The sequence below is a fragment of the Faecalibacillus intestinalis genome (genome assembly GCF_003024685.1).
Classification (GTDB): domain Bacteria; phylum Bacillota_I; class Bacilli_A; order Erysipelotrichales; family Coprobacillaceae; genus Faecalibacillus; species Faecalibacillus intestinalis.
Map to the genome: position 1 here is coordinate 85,626 of NZ_PYLQ01000004.1, position 16,605 is coordinate 102,230.

Annotated in this window: 13 protein-coding genes; all 13 read right to left on the reverse strand. The window is 31.2% G+C overall.

The annotated features are described in order from the left end of the window. Positions 1-2: 2 nt before the first annotated feature. Positions 3-4,319 carry a PolC-type DNA polymerase III gene (locus C7U54_RS04565; protein ID WP_107029452.1) on the reverse strand — a complete coding sequence of 1,439 codons (4,317 nt, stop codon included), beginning with the start codon at positions 4,317-4,319 and terminating at the stop codon, positions 3-5. Positions 4,320-4,375: 56 nt separating this feature from the next. Next, positions 4,376-5,455 carry a M50 family metallopeptidase gene (locus C7U54_RS04570; RefSeq protein ID WP_107029453.1) on the reverse strand — a complete coding sequence of 360 codons (1,080 nt, stop codon included), beginning with the start codon at positions 5,453-5,455 and terminating at the stop codon, positions 4,376-4,378. Beyond that, positions 5,440-6,603, reverse strand: coding sequence for a 1-deoxy-D-xylulose-5-phosphate reductoisomerase (locus tag C7U54_RS04575; protein WP_107029454.1), 1,164 nt, complete (start codon positions 6,601-6,603; stop codon positions 5,440-5,442). Before C7U54_RS04575 ends, C7U54_RS04570 begins: the two co-directional genes overlap by 16 nt. 3 nt (positions 6,604-6,606) lie before the next feature. Then, a complete protein-coding gene (locus tag C7U54_RS04580; RefSeq protein WP_022001528.1) occupies positions 6,607-7,389 on the reverse strand; it encodes a phosphatidate cytidylyltransferase in 783 nt (260 codons plus the stop codon). Next, positions 7,389-8,126 carry an isoprenyl transferase gene (locus C7U54_RS04585; RefSeq protein WP_022001527.1) on the reverse strand — a complete coding sequence of 246 codons (738 nt, stop codon included), beginning with the start codon at positions 8,124-8,126 and terminating at the stop codon, positions 7,389-7,391. The genes C7U54_RS04580 and C7U54_RS04585 overlap by 1 nt, the downstream gene beginning before the upstream one ends. A gap of 81 nt (positions 8,127-8,207) precedes the next feature. Continuing rightward, entirely contained in the window at positions 8,208-8,753 is a 546-nt protein-coding gene (gene frr / locus C7U54_RS04590; RefSeq protein ID WP_022001526.1) for a ribosome recycling factor, read from the reverse strand. Between the two features lies 1 nt (position 8,754). Beyond that, positions 8,755-9,471, reverse strand: a complete 717-nt coding sequence (pyrH, locus tag C7U54_RS04595) for a UMP kinase (protein WP_022001525.1) — start codon at positions 9,469-9,471, stop codon at positions 8,755-8,757. 51 nt (positions 9,472-9,522) lie between these two features. After that, positions 9,523-10,404, reverse strand: a complete 882-nt coding sequence (tsf, locus tag C7U54_RS04600) for a translation elongation factor Ts (protein WP_107029455.1) — start codon at positions 10,402-10,404, stop codon at positions 9,523-9,525. Positions 10,405-10,491: 87 nt separating this feature from the next. Next, complete coding sequence (gene rpsB, locus C7U54_RS04605) at positions 10,492-11,325, reverse strand: 30S ribosomal protein S2 (protein ID WP_022001523.1); 834 nt, start codon at positions 11,323-11,325, stop codon at positions 10,492-10,494. 144 nt (positions 11,326-11,469) lie between these two features. Next, positions 11,470-12,369 (reverse strand): tyrosine recombinase XerC, encoded by a 900-nt coding sequence (gene xerC, locus C7U54_RS04610; RefSeq protein WP_022001522.1) that lies wholly within the window; start codon positions 12,367-12,369, stop codon positions 11,470-11,472. Then, positions 12,359-13,660 (reverse strand): methylenetetrahydrofolate--tRNA-(uracil(54)-C(5))-methyltransferase (FADH(2)-oxidizing) TrmFO, encoded by a 1,302-nt coding sequence (gene trmFO / locus C7U54_RS04615; protein WP_022001521.1) that lies wholly within the window; start codon positions 13,658-13,660, stop codon positions 12,359-12,361. Before trmFO ends, xerC begins: the two co-directional genes overlap by 11 nt. Before the next feature lie 34 nt (positions 13,661-13,694). After that, positions 13,695-15,770 carry a type I DNA topoisomerase gene (gene topA / locus C7U54_RS04620; RefSeq protein WP_022001520.1) on the reverse strand — a complete coding sequence of 692 codons (2,076 nt, stop codon included), beginning with the start codon at positions 15,768-15,770 and terminating at the stop codon, positions 13,695-13,697. Between the two features lie 65 nt (positions 15,771-15,835). After that, on the reverse strand, positions 15,836-16,588 hold the full coding sequence (gene dprA / locus C7U54_RS04625) for a DNA-processing protein DprA (protein WP_107029456.1): 753 nt from the start codon (positions 16,586-16,588) through the stop codon (positions 15,836-15,838). Positions 16,589-16,605 lie beyond the last annotated feature (17 nt).

Consider the following 16,605-nt stretch of genomic DNA (forward strand, 5'->3'; position numbering starts at 1 on the left):
CACTAGAAAAGTGATAATTGATTTTCTTCTTGCATACCATCAAAAACACCCATTTTTGTTAGTTGTTTAATATGCGAATTGTTCAATTTAGTCCTTTTAATCACGTCTTCTTTAGATAAGAAAGAACCATGTTTACGTGCCTCAATAACAGTATTAGCTACCGATTCACCTAATGAATCAACTGAACTAAACGGTGGAAGTAAGCCACTTGGATCATCTGGATCTAAAATGAATTTATTGGCATCAGACTTTTCTAAGTTTAAAGGACTAAAATGGAATCCTCGATCAATCATTTCTAAGGCAATTTCAAACACATCCCACAATCCTTCATCCTTATTTGAAGATTGTCTGTTTTCCCTTAACATTTCAATTTCTTTTCTTCTTGAAAGAATAGCATCTTTACCAGCAACTAATGTTTCAATATCAAAAAAATCACATCTTGTGGAAAAATATACTGCATAATATTCTCTTGGATAATATAATTTCCACCAAGCTACACGAATAGCTGATAAAACATAGGCTACCGCATGGGCTTTAGGGAACATGTATTTAATTTTCTTACATGAATCAATATACCATTGAGGAACATTGTATTCTTTCATTAATTCTTCGTATTTCTTTTCTGGGAAAACTGCAGGTGATTTTCCTTTACGAACACATTCCATGATGTCAAAAGCATCTTTATTAGGAAGGCCTTTTTCAATCAAATAAACCATAATATCATCACGACATCCAATAACTTCTTTTAAGGTACATGTTCCATTTTTAATCAACGTCTCTGCATTACCTAAATAAACATCTGTTCCATGTGAAAGCCCCGAAATGATTACTAAATCATTAAAAGTTTGTGGTTTTGTCTGATCTAACATACTACGTACAAAGGTTGTACCAAATTCAGGTAATCCTAAAGCACCGCTCTTGCAATTGATATAGGATAAATCAACACCTAAAGCATCACTCGTTGTAAAAAGTGACATAACTTTTGTATCGTTTGTTGGAATTGTTTTAGGATCAACACCTGTTAAATCTTGTAACATACGAATAACGGTTGGATCAACATGTCCTAAAATATCGAATTTCAAAACGTTATCATGAATAGCATGGAAATCAAAGTGAGTCGTACGCCATTCAGCAGATAAATCATCCGCTGGATATTGGTAAGGCGTGAAATCAAAAACATCATAATCTCTAGGAATAACAATAATTCCCCCTGGATGTTGGCCAGTCGTACGTTTAACGCCACCACACCCTCGAGCAATTCTTTCAAGTTCAGCACTACGTACTTCATTATCAATTCCTAATGTTTCAGCATATCCTTTTGCATAACCATAAGCTGTTTTTTCAGCAACTGTAGAAATTGTTCCCGCTCTAAAGACATGATCTTCTCCAAAAATAGTTTTAGTAAATGCATGAGCATTTGCTTGATACGCTCCCGAGAAATTTAAGTCGATATCGGGTACTTTATCCGCATTGAAACCTAAGAAAGTTTCGAACGGGATATTATGTCCTTCACCTTTCATTGGTTTACCACATACAGGGCAAATCTTATCAGGTAAATCATAACCATCAGCAGCAACACCTTCTTCTAAAAATTCACTATGACTACAATGAAGACATAGATAATGTGGTGGTAACGGATTTACTTCTGTAATTCCTGACATTGTTGCAACGAATGAAGATCCTACCGAACCTCTGGAACCTACTAGATAACCATCATCATTTGATTTTTTTACTAGTAAGTGGGAAATATAATAAATAACCCCAAACCCATGTTTAATGATATTACTTAATTCTTTTTCTAATCTTTTTTCCACAATTTCAGGTAGTTTTTCACCATAAAGTCGATGGGCTGTATCATAACAAATCTTTGTTAAATTTTCATCTGCATTATCAATTGTTGGTGTAAATAATTTATCATGAATTGGTCGAATTTCTTCAACCATATCTGCGATTTTGTTTGTATTTGTTACAACATATTCATATACTTCATCCGCTGGTAGATAATCATAACATTTTAACATTTCATCTGTTGTTCTTAAATATTGAGATGGTGTAAATGCACGTGGATTTTTTCGGTCACATAAAGGATGAGCACGATGTCCAATCCCAATTTTGGGTTGTGATATAAAAACATCTCGATAAATTTTATCCTTTTCATCTAAAAAATGGACATCTCCAGTAGCTACAATAAGTTTATTTAATTTTTTTGCTGCTGTAATAAGACGTTTTATTGAAATAATTAAATTTTCTTCAGATTCAATTTGTCCACGATCAATTAAATGATAGTAATCTTGAAAAGGTTGTATTTCCACATAATCATAAAATTCTAACAATTGTTCCAACTTTTCATCCGAAGAATTCAAAGCTGCTTCAAAAACATCTGAACGATAACAGCTAGTCCCATATAGCAATCCTTTACGGTAATATTCCAATCTTTCTTTTGGAATACGAGAACCATCATGGAAATAAGTTGTATTTGCTTCAGAAACAATTTTAAACATATTTTTTAAACCTTCTTTGTTTAAAGCAAGTGCTGTCATATGATATGGGAAAACGATTTTATAAGCATCGTCTTTTTGTAATTTATTTAAATCAAGTAAATTATAATTTCCACTTTGCATAATAGAATGTAACATCGTTGTAAATACAGCACCTAAAACTTCAGCATCATAATCAGCTCTATGTGCTACATCATCGTCATAATTTACACGATAAACACGACATACATTTCCTAAACGATAAGATTTCATTGGTTTCATAATAGCTCTTGCTAATGCCAAAGAATCAATAACCGGATTAGTTATAGGTTTTTGATTTAACCTCTTTAAACTTTCATTTAAAAAACCAATGTCAAATTTAGCATTGTGAGCCACTAAAATAGCATCACCAAAGAATTCTAATATTTGTGGTAAAAACTCTTTAATTGTTGGTGCATCAGCAACCATTTCATTTGTAATATTTGTAAGTTGAGAAACACGTGTTCCAATCTTTTTACCAGGATTTACAAAACTTTGTAAGCGATCAATCACTTCACCATTTTTAATTTTAACTGCACCAAATTCTGTAATTCCATCATGGATAACAGAAAAACCAGTTGTTTCCAAGTCAAATGATACATATGTGGCATCTTCAATAGACATATCTTTTTCATTAAAAACAATATTAAAATAAGGTTCTATCATATTTAATTCAACACCATAGATCATCTTAATGCCCGCTTTTAAACTAGCTGCTTGAGCTTCAGGAAATGATTGAACGTTTCCATGATCAGTAACTGCAATTGCTTTGTGTCCCCATTTGGCCACTTGATTAATATAATCCGAAACATTGCCTATTCCATCCATTGCTGACATTTTAGAATGTGTATGAAGTTCAACTCTTTTAACTTCCACAGTGTCTTGCCTTCTTGCTGGTTCTTTAATAACTTCTATTTGACGAGCCATCATAACTGTTTCTCTCGCATAATTATCTAAACGAATTTCTCCTGTTGCTTTGATCCACACTTTACCTTTATCTAGTACTTTAATATCCTCTAAAGTATTAGTTGTATTGTTTTCAAAGCGTTTTACCATAATTGAATCCGTATAGTCAGTGATCCATAATGTTTGAATATGTTTTCCTGCTCGTGTTTTGATTAATTCAGTTTTAAAGACATACCCTTGAATCGTACAATTATTTTCCATCGTTTGACTGTTAATTTCAGATAACTTTAAAAAAGTTGCATCACCCTTTGGTTTTCGATAATTATTTTTATAATCTACAGTTGGTTTTACTAGTTCCGATTTTTTTATTTCGGACATATCTATTTTCATTGGTTCATAGCTGTCCATTTCTTGTAATAAATGATTTAATTCATCATTATCTTGTTTAACATAAAAACTAAAATCTTTCTCTATTCCAATTTCCACAAAATACTTTTTAATTGTTGATTTTAATTGTTGGAATTGTTCCAATTGTATTTCATTTAACAAACCAATCGATATAGTTTGTTTAATTTCAATATCTTCGATTTTCAACGAAGAAAATAATGGTGAAATTTGTTTTAGTTTTTCAATAATATACCCTAAATAAAGTGAAACATCTTTTGACTCAAAATTAAAATCATCATAACAAATTACAAATTCAGCCAGGTAAGGAAAATCAAGACCATGATCAAGTAAGAGTTGATACTCTGTAAATGGAATCAAATCCTTACTCAATATATAAAATGTATAATGGTTATCATGATGTACAATAACTTTTTTCAATGAAGCATGTAATAAAACATTAACATCTTCGATTATATTCAATTGTTTTAATAGTATTATTAATTTATTCATATTACACCTCAAAAATCTTACCTATTATAACACAAAAAAAGGCTTACGCCCTTTTTTTAGAAAAATTTTCCAATATCATTTATAGTTACAAAAATCATTAGGCCAAAAACAAGAATTAGTCCTGCCATTTGTAAAGCATATTTCATTTTTGTTGGAATTTCTCGACGAATAATTTTTTCAACTAATGCAAATAATACTTGACTACCATCTAGTCCTGGAATAGGAAGTAAATTAAACATTCCAATATTTGTTGATAGTAAAGCAGTCAATGACAACAATGTACTAATTGAACCAGATTGTGTAACTTGTGCAGTCACTGTATAAATTCCTACTGGACCAGAAAGTTGTGAAACAGTATGTGTTAAATCTGTAATAAGTTTTCCTAATGTTGTAAAAATCAATAATGCATATTCTATAAATTGATTAATTCCTTGTCTTATAGCCTCAATAAAAGTCAATTTTTTAGTAGCCGCTGTTATTCCAATGACATAAGACTTGGATTCACTATTGTACTTTCCTTCAACTGTTTTTTCAATATTTTGATTCCCTCTTTTAAGGGAAATTTGCATTGTAACTGTATCTGTATCTAATTGTAAATTTTCATTAGATAAGACAGATTGAATATCTGAAAATGACGCAATGATATGTTCTTCACCATTAATTGTGATTTTATTAATGGTGTCTCCAGCTTGAACTCCAGCATTATAAGCACCATTGTTTTTAACAACACTTCCAATTTCAGAAGTATTTGTTTGTACTTCAACAAACGAATAAATACCAATTAATAAAACAAGGGCAAGTACAAAATTCATAAAAACACCAGCTAACATAATAATGCATTTTTTCCATGTTTTAATTCCTTTTAGAGTTCTTTCATAAGGAACATCTTTCATTAATTCGTTGTCTTCTTGATCAGCTTCACCTGCCATTGCAACATAACCACCAATAGGAAGTGCACGAATTTGATAATCTGTTTCTCCTTTTTTCTTAGAAAAAAGTTTAGGACCCATTCCAATAGAAAATTCAGCACAATAAACACCAAATAATTTAGCAGTTAGAAAATGTCCTAATTCATGGATTAATACAATAGCTCCTAGTATTACAAAAAAGACAAGAATATTTATAATCGTCTGCATGTTTCATTTATCTCCTTTAAAACAAAATCTCTCGCCCATTGATCAATATCTAATAATTGATCAATAGTTGGATCTTTAACCAACTCATGAGCATTCATAGCTTTTTCAACTAATTCCTCTATTTGTAAAAATTCAATTTTTCCTTCTCTAAACAAAAGATTAGCCATTTCATTTGCACCATTTAAAACACATGGTAAGCTTCCACCTGTTTTTCCAGCGCGATATGCTAAAGAAAGCGCATGAAATCTATTGAAATCTGGCTTTTTAAAAGTAAGCGAACCAAGTTCTGTTAAATCTAACGATTTACCATTAACTAATTTTTTTCTTTGTGGATAAGTTAACGCATACTGAATAGCTAAACGCATATCAGGTGTTCCCATTTGCCCAATGACAGAAGTATCTTCAAACTCTACAGCAGAATGTAAAATACTTTCTGGATGAATCAAGACTTCAATTTGATCATAATCTACATCAAACAACCATTTTGCTTCCATGACCTCTAATCCCTTGTTAAATAAAGTAGCACTATCAATCGTAATTTTAGCCCCCATTGACCAGTTAGGATGATTCAACGCTTCTTTAACAGAAACACCCACAAGTTCTTCTCTTGTTTTATCTCTAAAACTTCCGCCACTTGCTGTTAATAAAATACGTTTAATTTTATTCATTTCATTTCCTTGAAGCGATTGGAAAATCGCTGAATGTTCACTATCTACTGGTAATAATTTTACACCATGTTCTTTAACTAATTTTGTAATAATATGTCCTGCAACCACAAGTGTTTCTTTATTAGCTAAAGCAATATCTTTTTTAGATTCAATAGCATGAATTGTTGGTAACAAACCTGCAAACCCTACAATTGCATTTAATACAATATCAACTTGATCAATTGTTGCAATTTCATCTAAACCAGCACTACCAAAAACAAAACGAATATGTGGATATTTTTCTTGAAGATAGTTACAATCCTTTTCATCGATAACACAAACAACTTGTGGATTAATTTTTTGAATTGTTGTTTCAAGTAATACAATATTTTTGCCCGCAGACATTGCAACAACATTAAACTCATCTTGATGATGCAAGCAAACATCAACAGTTTGTTGACCAATAGAACCTGTAACACCTAAAATCGTAATATTTTTCATTATCTATAACCCCACAATCATTAAAAAGAAACTAAAAATCAATACATTAAAAGTTAAACTATCAATACGATCTAAAATTCCGCCATGTCCTGGTAATAATTTTGAATAATCTTTAACTTCAAAATATCTTTTAATGGCACTAAAAATCAAATCTCCTATTTGACTTGTCATTGTCATTACAATAATTGCTGGTACAATAATCCAATGATGTGCCAATATTCCTGCAAAATATGCAAAAACCAATCCTAAAACACTTCCTAGAACAATTCCACCAATTGACCCTTCAATTGTTTTTTTAGGAGATAATCTTGGAATCAACTTATGTTTACCAAAAGCCATACCAGCAAAATAAGCTCCTGTATCACTACCAAAAGTTGCAATTGCTAATAACAATAAATATTCCCAACCATAGTCAACTCTCAAAACAAGTAACGCATGTAATCCAGAACAAACAAGAACACCCATCGTAAAAACATAAGCACTTCTTTCAATATTACATTTATCATCAAAAATCATACATGCTAAAATAACCGCTAAATAAACCAAAATAGAATAGCTAGAAATAAGTAAATGATTTCTGTTTAATAAAAATCCTGTAACAAAAAATAAACCAACAATGATATACATATACATTCCAATACGTGGTCTAGAACAAATATGTAACATTTCATATACACTAAGACCCATTGCAACCCCTATAACAATTTTATAAAAAATACCCCCAAAAATGACTGCTGGAACTACAATTGCAATCAAGCACAGTGCAGTAATAATTCTTTCTTTCACTATTTTAAACCTCCATATCTACGATCCCTATTTTGATAAAGCCAAATTGCTTTATGTAATTCTTTTTCATCAAAATCTGGCCAACAAACAGGAGTAAAAATAAACTCTGCATAAGCAAGTTGCCATAACATAAAATTAGATAATCTTTGTTCTCCACTTGTTCTTACCATTAAATCAACATCAGGTAAATTCGCAGACATTAATGTTGAACCAAAATAATTTTCATCAATATCCTCAATATCAAGTTTCCCATCTTTTACATCTTGTGCTATTTTTTTAGTTGAACAAACGATTTCATCTCTACTACCATAAATAAAAGCAAAACAAAGTTTTAGTCCAGTATTACCCTTTGTTCTTTCTATAGCAGTATTGATAATATCTCTTGTTGCCTTTGGAGCTTTTTCTAAATGCCCAATCATACAAATTTGAACATTATTTTCAATTAATTCTTTTAAATAAAGTTCAAAAAATTTTTTGGGTAATTTAAATATAAATTGTACTTCTTCTTCAGGACGAGAAAAATTTTCTGTAGAAAAAGCATAAACTGTCATTGCTTTAACACCAAGTCTATTAGCCTCTAAAGCAATCTTACGAATTGTCTTTGTCCCTTCGTTATGGCCATAAGTTCTTGGCATCATTCTCTTTTTAGCCCAGCGTCCATTGCCATCCATAATAAAAGCAATATGTGCTGGTATATTATTCATGTCTAATTCATAGTTTTCAATTTGATCATTCATAGAATAATCCTCCTTAAAGTCATGATTGATTATAACATAAAACCATAAAATAAAAAAGCGCCTAATAAGACGCTTCAATAATTATACAGTCATAATATCTTTTTCTTTTACTTTACCAATTTCATCAACTTCTTTGACAAATTTATCAGTTAATTTTTGAACACGATTTTGACCGTCTTTAATTTCATCTTCACTACCATCGCATTTTTTAATTTCATCATTAGCATCACGACGAATATTTCTTATAGCAACTTTAGCATGTTCAGCAAATTTCCAAACATTTTTTGCATATTCTTTACGTCTTTCTTCTGTTAATGCTGGTACAGTAATACGAATAATTTCTCCATCATTTTGAGGAGTTAAACCTAAATCAGCTTCATAAATTCCATGTTCGATATCTTTTAAAGCAGATTTATCATAAGGTTTAATTACTAATTGTCTACCTTCTACAACAGAAACACCAGCCATTTGATTAATTGGTGTTGGTGATCCGTAATAGTTGACCATTACACGGTCTAACATTGCAGGAGTAGCTCTTCCAGTTCTAACTGTCGCTAAATCTCTTTGGTAAGCTTCGATTGCTTTTTGCATTCTATCACTTGCATCATCTAAAATCATATTTATCATATTATTTTCCTCCAGAGATAGTTGTTCCTATTTTTTGTCCATCACAAGCTTTGGCAATATTACCATCTTCTTGCATATTAAATACACATAAATCAATATCGTTATCTTTACATAATGTAATAGCTGTTTGATCCATTACTTTTAAATCTTTTGCTAAAACATCACTATATGAAATCTCATCAAATTTTACTGCAGATTCATCTAATTTAGGATCAGCAGAATAAACACCATCGACCCCATTTTTGGCCATTAAAATAACATCAGCATTGATTTCAGCAGCTCTTAATGCAGCTGTTGTATCAGTTGTAAAATATGGGCTTCCAGTTCCAGCTCCAAAAATAACGATTCTACCTTTTTCTAAATGTCTAACAGCACGTCTTCTAATGTATGGTTCTGCAATTTGTCTCATTTCAATTGCTGAAAGTAAACGTGTTTGAATTCCTAGTTGCTCTAAAGCATTTTGAACAGCTAAACCATTCATTACTGTTGCTAACATTCCCATATAATCAGCAGAAGAACGTTCCATACCCATTTGTGCACCAGTAACACCACGCCAAATATTACCACCACCACAAACGATGGCAATTTCAACACCCAAATCTTTAGCTTCTTTGATTTGTCTTGCAATATCGGCTACAGTATTAGCGTTTATACCAAAATGATCATCACCGGCTAATGCTTCACCACTTAATTTTAATAAAACTCTTTTATATTTCATAAAATGTTCTCCTTTTTTAAAAAAAGGACACACTTGTAGTGTCCTTAAAAATTATTGTTTCATTTGTGCAGCTACTTCTTCAGCAAAGTTTTCTTCTTTCTTTTCGATACCTTCACCAACTTGGAAACGAGCCATTTCTAACACTTTAGCTTTTCCTAAGTATTTAGCAACTGATTCTTTTGGTGTTTTAATGAATTCTTGATCTAATAAACACCATTCAGAGAATACTTTATTTAATTTTCCACGTTTGATACCTTCTAGTACTTTTTCAGGTTTGTTAGCTAATTTAGGATCATTAGCCATGATTTCAGTTTGAACTGCATCTTCTCTATCTTTTTCAACTTGTGGAATTTCATCTTGTGAGATATATTTTGGATTGATAGCAGCAACATGCATAGCAATGTCTCTTGCTTTTTCTTCATCACCGTCAGCTAATTTAACGATTGATACCATTTTTCCACCCATATGTGAATAAGCACCAAATACTTCATCATCATTTTTAGTGAAAGTTTTAATTCTTCTTAAAGATAATTTTTCACCAATTTTTCCAGATGCTTCTGCAATTGTAGTTTCAATAGTTTTTCCATCAACTTCAATTGCTTTTGCAGCTTCTAAATCAGCAGGGTTATTTGCAGCAACTGCTTCACATACACTATTTACTAATGCAACGAATTCAGCATTTTTTGCTACGAAGTCAGTTTCAGAGTTAACTTCAACCATAGCAGCTACATTTCCGTTAATAGCGAAAGCAGATAACCCTTCAGCAGCGATTCTATCAGCTTTTTTAGCAGATTTTGCGATTCCTTTTTCTCTTAACCAGTCGAATGATGCTTCGATGTCACCATCACATGCTTCTAATGCTTTTTTACAATCCATCATTCCAGCACCAGTTTTTTCACGTAATTCTTTTACTAATTTTGCACTAATTGCCATTTTCTTTTCCTCCATGAATTTTATTTTATTAAAAAGGGAAAGCTTTGCTTTCCCATCACAACATATTTATGATTTCCAGCCTTGAGATTATTCTTGAGTTGGTCTAGATTCTCTTCTTTGAGCTGGTCTACCAGCTTTATTTCTTGGCCCTCTTCTGTTGTTGTTTTCTACAGAAGATACAGCATCATTCATAGTAACTTCTTTTTCATCTTCATCTTTAACATAAGCAACAGTTAATGGTTCACTTTTAGCTTCACAAATTGCATCTGCCATAGCAGCAACAATTAATTTAACAGCTCTAATAGCATCATCATTTGCTGGGATTACATAATCAACTTCATCAGGATCACAGTTAGTATCAACAATACCAAATACAGGGATTCCTAAGATTCTTGCTTCAGCAACAGCGTTGTGTTCAGCTTTAGGATCTACAACGAATAAAGCACTTGGTAATCTTCTCATTTCTTTAATACCACCTAAGTTCTTTTCTAACTTAGCAGCTTCTTTTTTTAGTAAGATAACTTCTTTTTTAGGCAATAAATCGAAAGTACCATCTTTTTCCATTTTTTCTAATTCAACTAATCTTCTAATTCTTTTTTGGATTGTTTTGAAGTTAGTTAAAGTTCCACCTAACCAACGTGAGTTAACATAGAAACTTCCAGAACGGATTGCTTCTTCTTTAACAGCTTCTTGAGCTTGTTTTTTAGTTCCTACAAATAAAACTTTTCCACCTTTTTCGGCAATTTCATTCATTGCTTTATAAGCTTCATCGATTTTTTTAGATGATTTTTGTAAATCAATAATGTAAATTCCGTTTCTTGATGTAAAAATGTATGGAGCCATTTTAGGATTCCATCTTTTTGTTTGATGTCCGAAATGAACACCTACTTCTAATAATTTTTTCATTGAAATTACTGACATGTGTAATTTCCTCCTTTTCGTTTTTTTCCTCCATTATTTCAAACATTTACCACCATTAGGCACTAGATAAATGAATTCATAATGTGTGTATTTTTTAATACCTGAAACATAATAGCATAAGATTTAAAACAAAACAACCCTTTTTTATGCTTTATTTCGAGGATGTGCCTTTAAATAAACATTTTTCAAATGTTCTTTTGTAACATGAGTATAAATTTGTGTTGTCGAAAGGTTTTCATGGCCCAATAATTCCTGTACAGTTCTTATATCTGCTCCCGCATTCAATAAATGCGTGGCAAAGGAGTGTCTGAAAGTATGTGGATGTATTTTCTTGGTTGCATCATATTCTCTACCAATACGCTTTACAATATCCTGTATTCCTCTATTGGTCAGTTGTTCTCCTCTTTTATTAACAAAAACATATGGATGATCTTCTGAATTTACAAGTTTTCCCCTTACTTCTTCTATATATTTTAATAACCATTCACTAGCAAATTCATGGAAAGGAACATTACGGTCTTTGTTCCCTTTACCATGAATCAATAAAACTCGATTGTGAAAATCTATACAATCCAAGGTTAAATTTACTACTTCAGAACACCTTAACCCAGAAGCATACATGATTTCTAGCATCGCTTTATTACGAATCCCTAAATCATCTTGTGTATCAATACCATCCAATAAATCTACCATTTCTTCAGGAAACAAAAAATCAGGATTACGCTTTGTGGTTTTAATATTTTCAACAAGAATCATTGGATTATTTTCAGCCAATTCTTCTTTTACTAGATATTTATAAAATGATCTTAAACAACTGATTCGATTATTAATTGAATTCTTTGACAATTTTTTTTCATTTAAATAAGTTAAATATCCTCTTATATTTGTATACTTGACATCGTTAAAGTGAGAAATACTTTCACTTTTTAAAAAATCAATAAATTCATTTAAACTTCGTTGATAAGATTCAACTGTATTGATTGAGTAATGTTTTTGAAATTGAAGATATTTTATAAATTCTTCTTTATCTTGATTATAACTCATTGATAAATTGATCCATTACTTCTATTGCTCTGTTAGCATAAGCTTCTTTTCTTAGTTTCTTTTTAACGCGTACAGGTAAATCTGGTAGAATTCCAAAATTAGCTTTCATTGGTTGGAAATTACTTTCATCACAATGCGTAATATAATATGCAAGTGCCCCCATGATTGTTTCCTGTGGAAAAATAACAGGTTTTTGTTTATTTAAATAACGAACCATGTTCATTCCGGCAACGATTCCACTTTGAGCTGATTCAACATATCCTTCAACTCCTGTCATTTGTCCAGCAAAATAAATTCCAGAATGATTTTTTAAACTGTAATCTTGATTTAAAAATTTTGGAGAACAAATAAACGAATTTCGATGCATGACACCGTATCTTACAAATGTTGCATTTTCTAATCCCGGAATTAAATGAATAATTCTTCTTTGTTCAGGCCATGTAAGATGTGTTTGAAAACCAACAATATTATATAAACTAGCTTGTACGTTATCTTGTCTTAACTGTACGACTGCATATGGTTTTGTGCCATCAGGTTTTGTTAACCCAACCGGTTTCATAGGTCCAAACAATAAAGTTTGTTTTCCTCTTCTTGCCATTTCCTCAAAAGGCATACATCCCTCAAAAAATTTTTCTTCAAAATCTTTTGGTTTGACAACCTCTGCTTTCATTAATTCATCATAAAATACAGTAAATTGCTCCTCATTCATTGGACAATTTATATATTCATTTTCTCCTTTGTCATATCTTGATTTATAATAAGCAATATTAAAATCAATACTATCTTTTTCAACAATTGGAGCCGCAGCATCAAAAAAATAAAAATACTCTTCTCCTAATAATTCTTTGATTTTCGTAGACAAAGCATCACTTGTTAAAGGCCCACTTGCAATAATTGTTGGTGCTTGGGAAATTTCTGTAACTTCTTCATGAATCACTTCGATATTTGGATGATTTGTTATAAACTCAGTAACATCCGCAGAAAACTTTTCACGATCCACTGCAAGTGCTCCACCAGCAGGAACACTATTTTTTCTAGCAAATCGAATAATAACACTATCTAGTTTTTCCATTTCATTTTTTAATACACCTACGGCATTATTGAAATTATCTCCTCTTAACGAATTAGAACAAACAAGTTCAGCAAATGATGATGTATGATGTGCCGGTGTCATTTTAATAGGTCTCATTTCATATAACTTTACTTTAATATTATTTTTTGCTAATTGATAAGCCGCCTCAACTCCAGCAAGACCAGCTCCAATTACATTGACTATTTTTTCACTTTCCATATTTTCTCCTTTTTAAAAAAGTAGAACAAATGTTCTACTTAATAATTGTTTTACATTTTGGATAATTTGAACAAGCCTTAAATTCTCCCCAACGTCCCTTTTTAATAACCACTGGAGAACCACAGTTAGGACAAACTTCATCTGTCATAACAGGTTCTGCTTTCTTTTTAGAATTCTTAATATATTTACATTGTGGATAATTTGAACATGCTTCAAATTTACCATATCTTCCGGTTTTAAAAACCATTGGGCTTCCACACTTAGGACAGTTTTCTCCTGTAAATTCAGGTTCAACTTTTTCCTTTTTGATGTATTTACATTCAGGATAATTTTCACAAGCTATAAATTTACCATAACGCCCATGTCTTTCAACAAGATCATGTCCACATTCAGGACATTTCTCTCCTGTTTTTTTAGGTGAAATGACTTCCATTTTTTCATTTGCTTCATCCAATAAAGGTTGGAATTTTTTAATAAATGTATCTATAGCATCAAAATAATCATCTTGTCCTTCTGCAATATCATCTAGTTCTTTTTCCATTTGTGCAGTATATTCGACATTAATAATATCATTAAAAAATTGTGTTAGTCGATCACTTGTTAAAATTCCACTTTCAGTAGGTTTAAATGTTTTATCAACAAGTTCCACATACCCTCTAGTTTGAATCGTATCAATAATCATCGCATAAGTACTTGGTCTACCAATTCCAAGTTCTTCCATTTCTTTAATTAGTTTTGCTTCACTATAACGAGCAGGTGGTTTTGTAAAATGTTGTGTTTTTTCAATATTTTGACTTTCTAAAATTTCTTGTTCAATTAATTCAGGTAAAATTTCATCTTTTTGTTTTTCATATGGGCTATATAAACGTAAATAACCATCAAATTTTAATACTGAACCACTTGCGTTAAAATAATAGTTATTATTTTCTAATACTACACTTGTTGCATCAAAACGAGATGGTGCCATTAATGACGCCAATGCTCTGGCATAAATTAAAGAATACAATTTAAATTCATCCGCACTTAAATACTCTTTAACAGACTCAGGTGTACGCATTGCACTTGTTGGACGAATTCCTTCGTGAGCATCTTGTACATTTTCTTTCTTTTTACTTACTTTTACTTTTCCAACATAATTTTGACCATATTTTTCTTTAATATATTCTGTAGCACTTTCTACAAATAAATCTGACAATCTAGTCGAATCTGTACGCATATAAGTAATAAGTCCTACTGTTTCATCTTCTAAAGCAATTCCTTCATATAGCTTTTGAGCAATCATCATTGTCTTTCTTGCTTTAAATCCTAATTTAGAAGACGCTTCTTGTTGTAATGTTGAAGTAATAAATGGTGGTTTTGATTCTCTTTTCTTACTTGATTTTTTTACACTATCAATAACAAATTCTTTAGAAAGTGCATTAAAGATTTCTAAAGCTTCTTGTTCATTTGAAATTTTTAACTTCTTTGTTCCTTTTTTATTAAGTTCACCTGTAAATTCAATTTCATCTTTTTCAAATTGTGCTTTGATTTTCCAGTATTCTTCTGGAACAAAGGCTTCGATTTCACGTTCTTTTTCAACAATTAATCTCAAAGCAACCGATTGAACTCGACCAGCTGATTTAGATTTAATTTTTCTTTGTAATAATTTAGATAATTTAAATCCAATAATTCTATCCAATACTCTTCTTGTTTCTTGAGATTTTACAAGATTTTGATCAATTTTACGAGGATGATTCAATGCATCAACAACTGCATCTTTTGTTACCTCATTGAAAACAATACGATTATCATCATCCATATCTAAACCTAAAACATCTGCTAAATGCCATGAAATTGCTTCCCCTTCACGGTCAGGGTCGGTAGCAAGGTAAACTGTTTTCGCCTCTTTAACAGCTGCTTTCAATTCCTTAACGACATCTTTTTTATCCTTAGAAATAACATATTTTGGCTTATAATGATCTTCTTGATCAATCCCTAGCCCTTCTTTACCAGATGTTGATAAATCTCTAATATGCCCTTTAGAAGAAGTCACATGATATTCCTTCCCTAAATAATTTTCTATTGTTTTTGATTTAGAAGGAGATTCCACAATGACTAATTTATCATACATAATATAACCCCCTTATCGCAAAAACTATTATTATTGTTTTTTTTCACTTTGTCAACTCCATTTCATTAATCTTCAATAATATCATTTACAGTCAATACTAACTTGGCCCCTTGTTGAATCAATAAATTACACCCCATTGGATCCCCAATTCTTGATGGAATACAATAGATATCTTTTCCTTGATCTAATGCATATCCTACAGTAATCATTGTTCCTGAACGTTTTTCAGCTTCTGTAACAACTACAGATTCACTTAAGCCAGCAATTAACCGATTCCTACTTGGAAAATCCTTAGCCTGTGGTACATAATCACCTGGTTTTTCACTAATAATAAGATGATTACTTTTTAATTGAGCATATAAATCTTGATTTCTTTTTGGATAACAATAATTAATTCCACTTCCCAATACTGCAACTGTTTTCCCTTTGTTTTTTAATGCACTTCTATGAGCGAGAGTATCAATTCCTAATGCCATACCACTTACAATCGTATATTCATTTTTTACTAAATCACATACAATTTTATCCGTAATATTTGATCCATATTCACTAGGAACACGTTTACCAATAACACCTATGCATTTACCATTTAAAATATTCAAATTTCCATGATAAAACAATACAAATGGTGGACAAGATATTTCTTTTAAAGCATCTGGATAATCACTTGAAATAATCGTTGTATATTTTGAATTTACTTTAGCAACTGCTTCCCTCCTTTCTTCTTGAGAAACTTTCTCTTTTGCTTGCAATGCTTTTAAAATACTTTGAAAATCACCTTGATATTTCAAAGCAAAAAATAGTAAGATTTCTTCCATATTTATCACCTCACTAT

What these genes read in the sequence shown, in the direction of transcription:
- topA (WP_022001520.1), bottom strand. Translation starts at nt 15,770, where the DNA reads ATGTATGATAAATTAGTCATTGTGGAATCTCCTTCTAAATCAAAAACA.
- trmFO (WP_022001521.1), bottom strand. Translation starts at nt 13,660, where the DNA reads ATGGAAAGTGAAAAAATAGTCAATGTAATTGGAGCTGGTCTTGCTGGA.
- tsf (WP_107029455.1), bottom strand. Translation starts at nt 10,404, where the DNA reads ATGGCAATTAGTGCAAAATTAGTAAAAGAATTACGTGAAAAAACTGGT.
- rpsB (WP_022001523.1), bottom strand. Translation starts at nt 11,325, where the DNA reads ATGTCAGTAATTTCAATGAAAAAATTATTAGAAGTAGGTGTTCATTTC.
- dprA (WP_107029456.1), bottom strand. Translation starts at nt 16,588, where the DNA reads ATGGAAGAAATCTTACTATTTTTTGCTTTGAAATATCAAGGTGATTTT.
- xerC (WP_022001522.1), bottom strand. Translation starts at nt 12,369, where the DNA reads ATGAGTTATAATCAAGATAAAGAAGAATTTATAAAATATCTTCAATTT.
- C7U54_RS04585 (WP_022001527.1), bottom strand. Translation starts at nt 8,126, where the DNA reads ATGAATGATCAAATTGAAAACTATGAATTAGACATGAATAATATACCA.
- frr (WP_022001526.1), bottom strand. Translation starts at nt 8,753, where the DNA reads ATGATAAATATGATTTTAGATGATGCAAGTGATAGAATGCAAAAAGCA.
- C7U54_RS04570 (WP_107029453.1), bottom strand. Translation starts at nt 5,455, where the DNA reads ATGCAGACGATTATAAATATTCTTGTCTTTTTTGTAATACTAGGAGCT.
- C7U54_RS04565 (WP_107029452.1), bottom strand. Translation starts at nt 4,319, where the DNA reads ATGAATAAATTAATAATACTATTAAAACAATTGAATATAATCGAAGAT.
- C7U54_RS04575 (WP_107029454.1), bottom strand. Translation starts at nt 6,603, where the DNA reads ATGAAAAATATTACGATTTTAGGTGTTACAGGTTCTATTGGTCAACAA.
- pyrH (WP_022001525.1), bottom strand. Translation starts at nt 9,471, where the DNA reads ATGAAATATAAAAGAGTTTTATTAAAATTAAGTGGTGAAGCATTAGCC.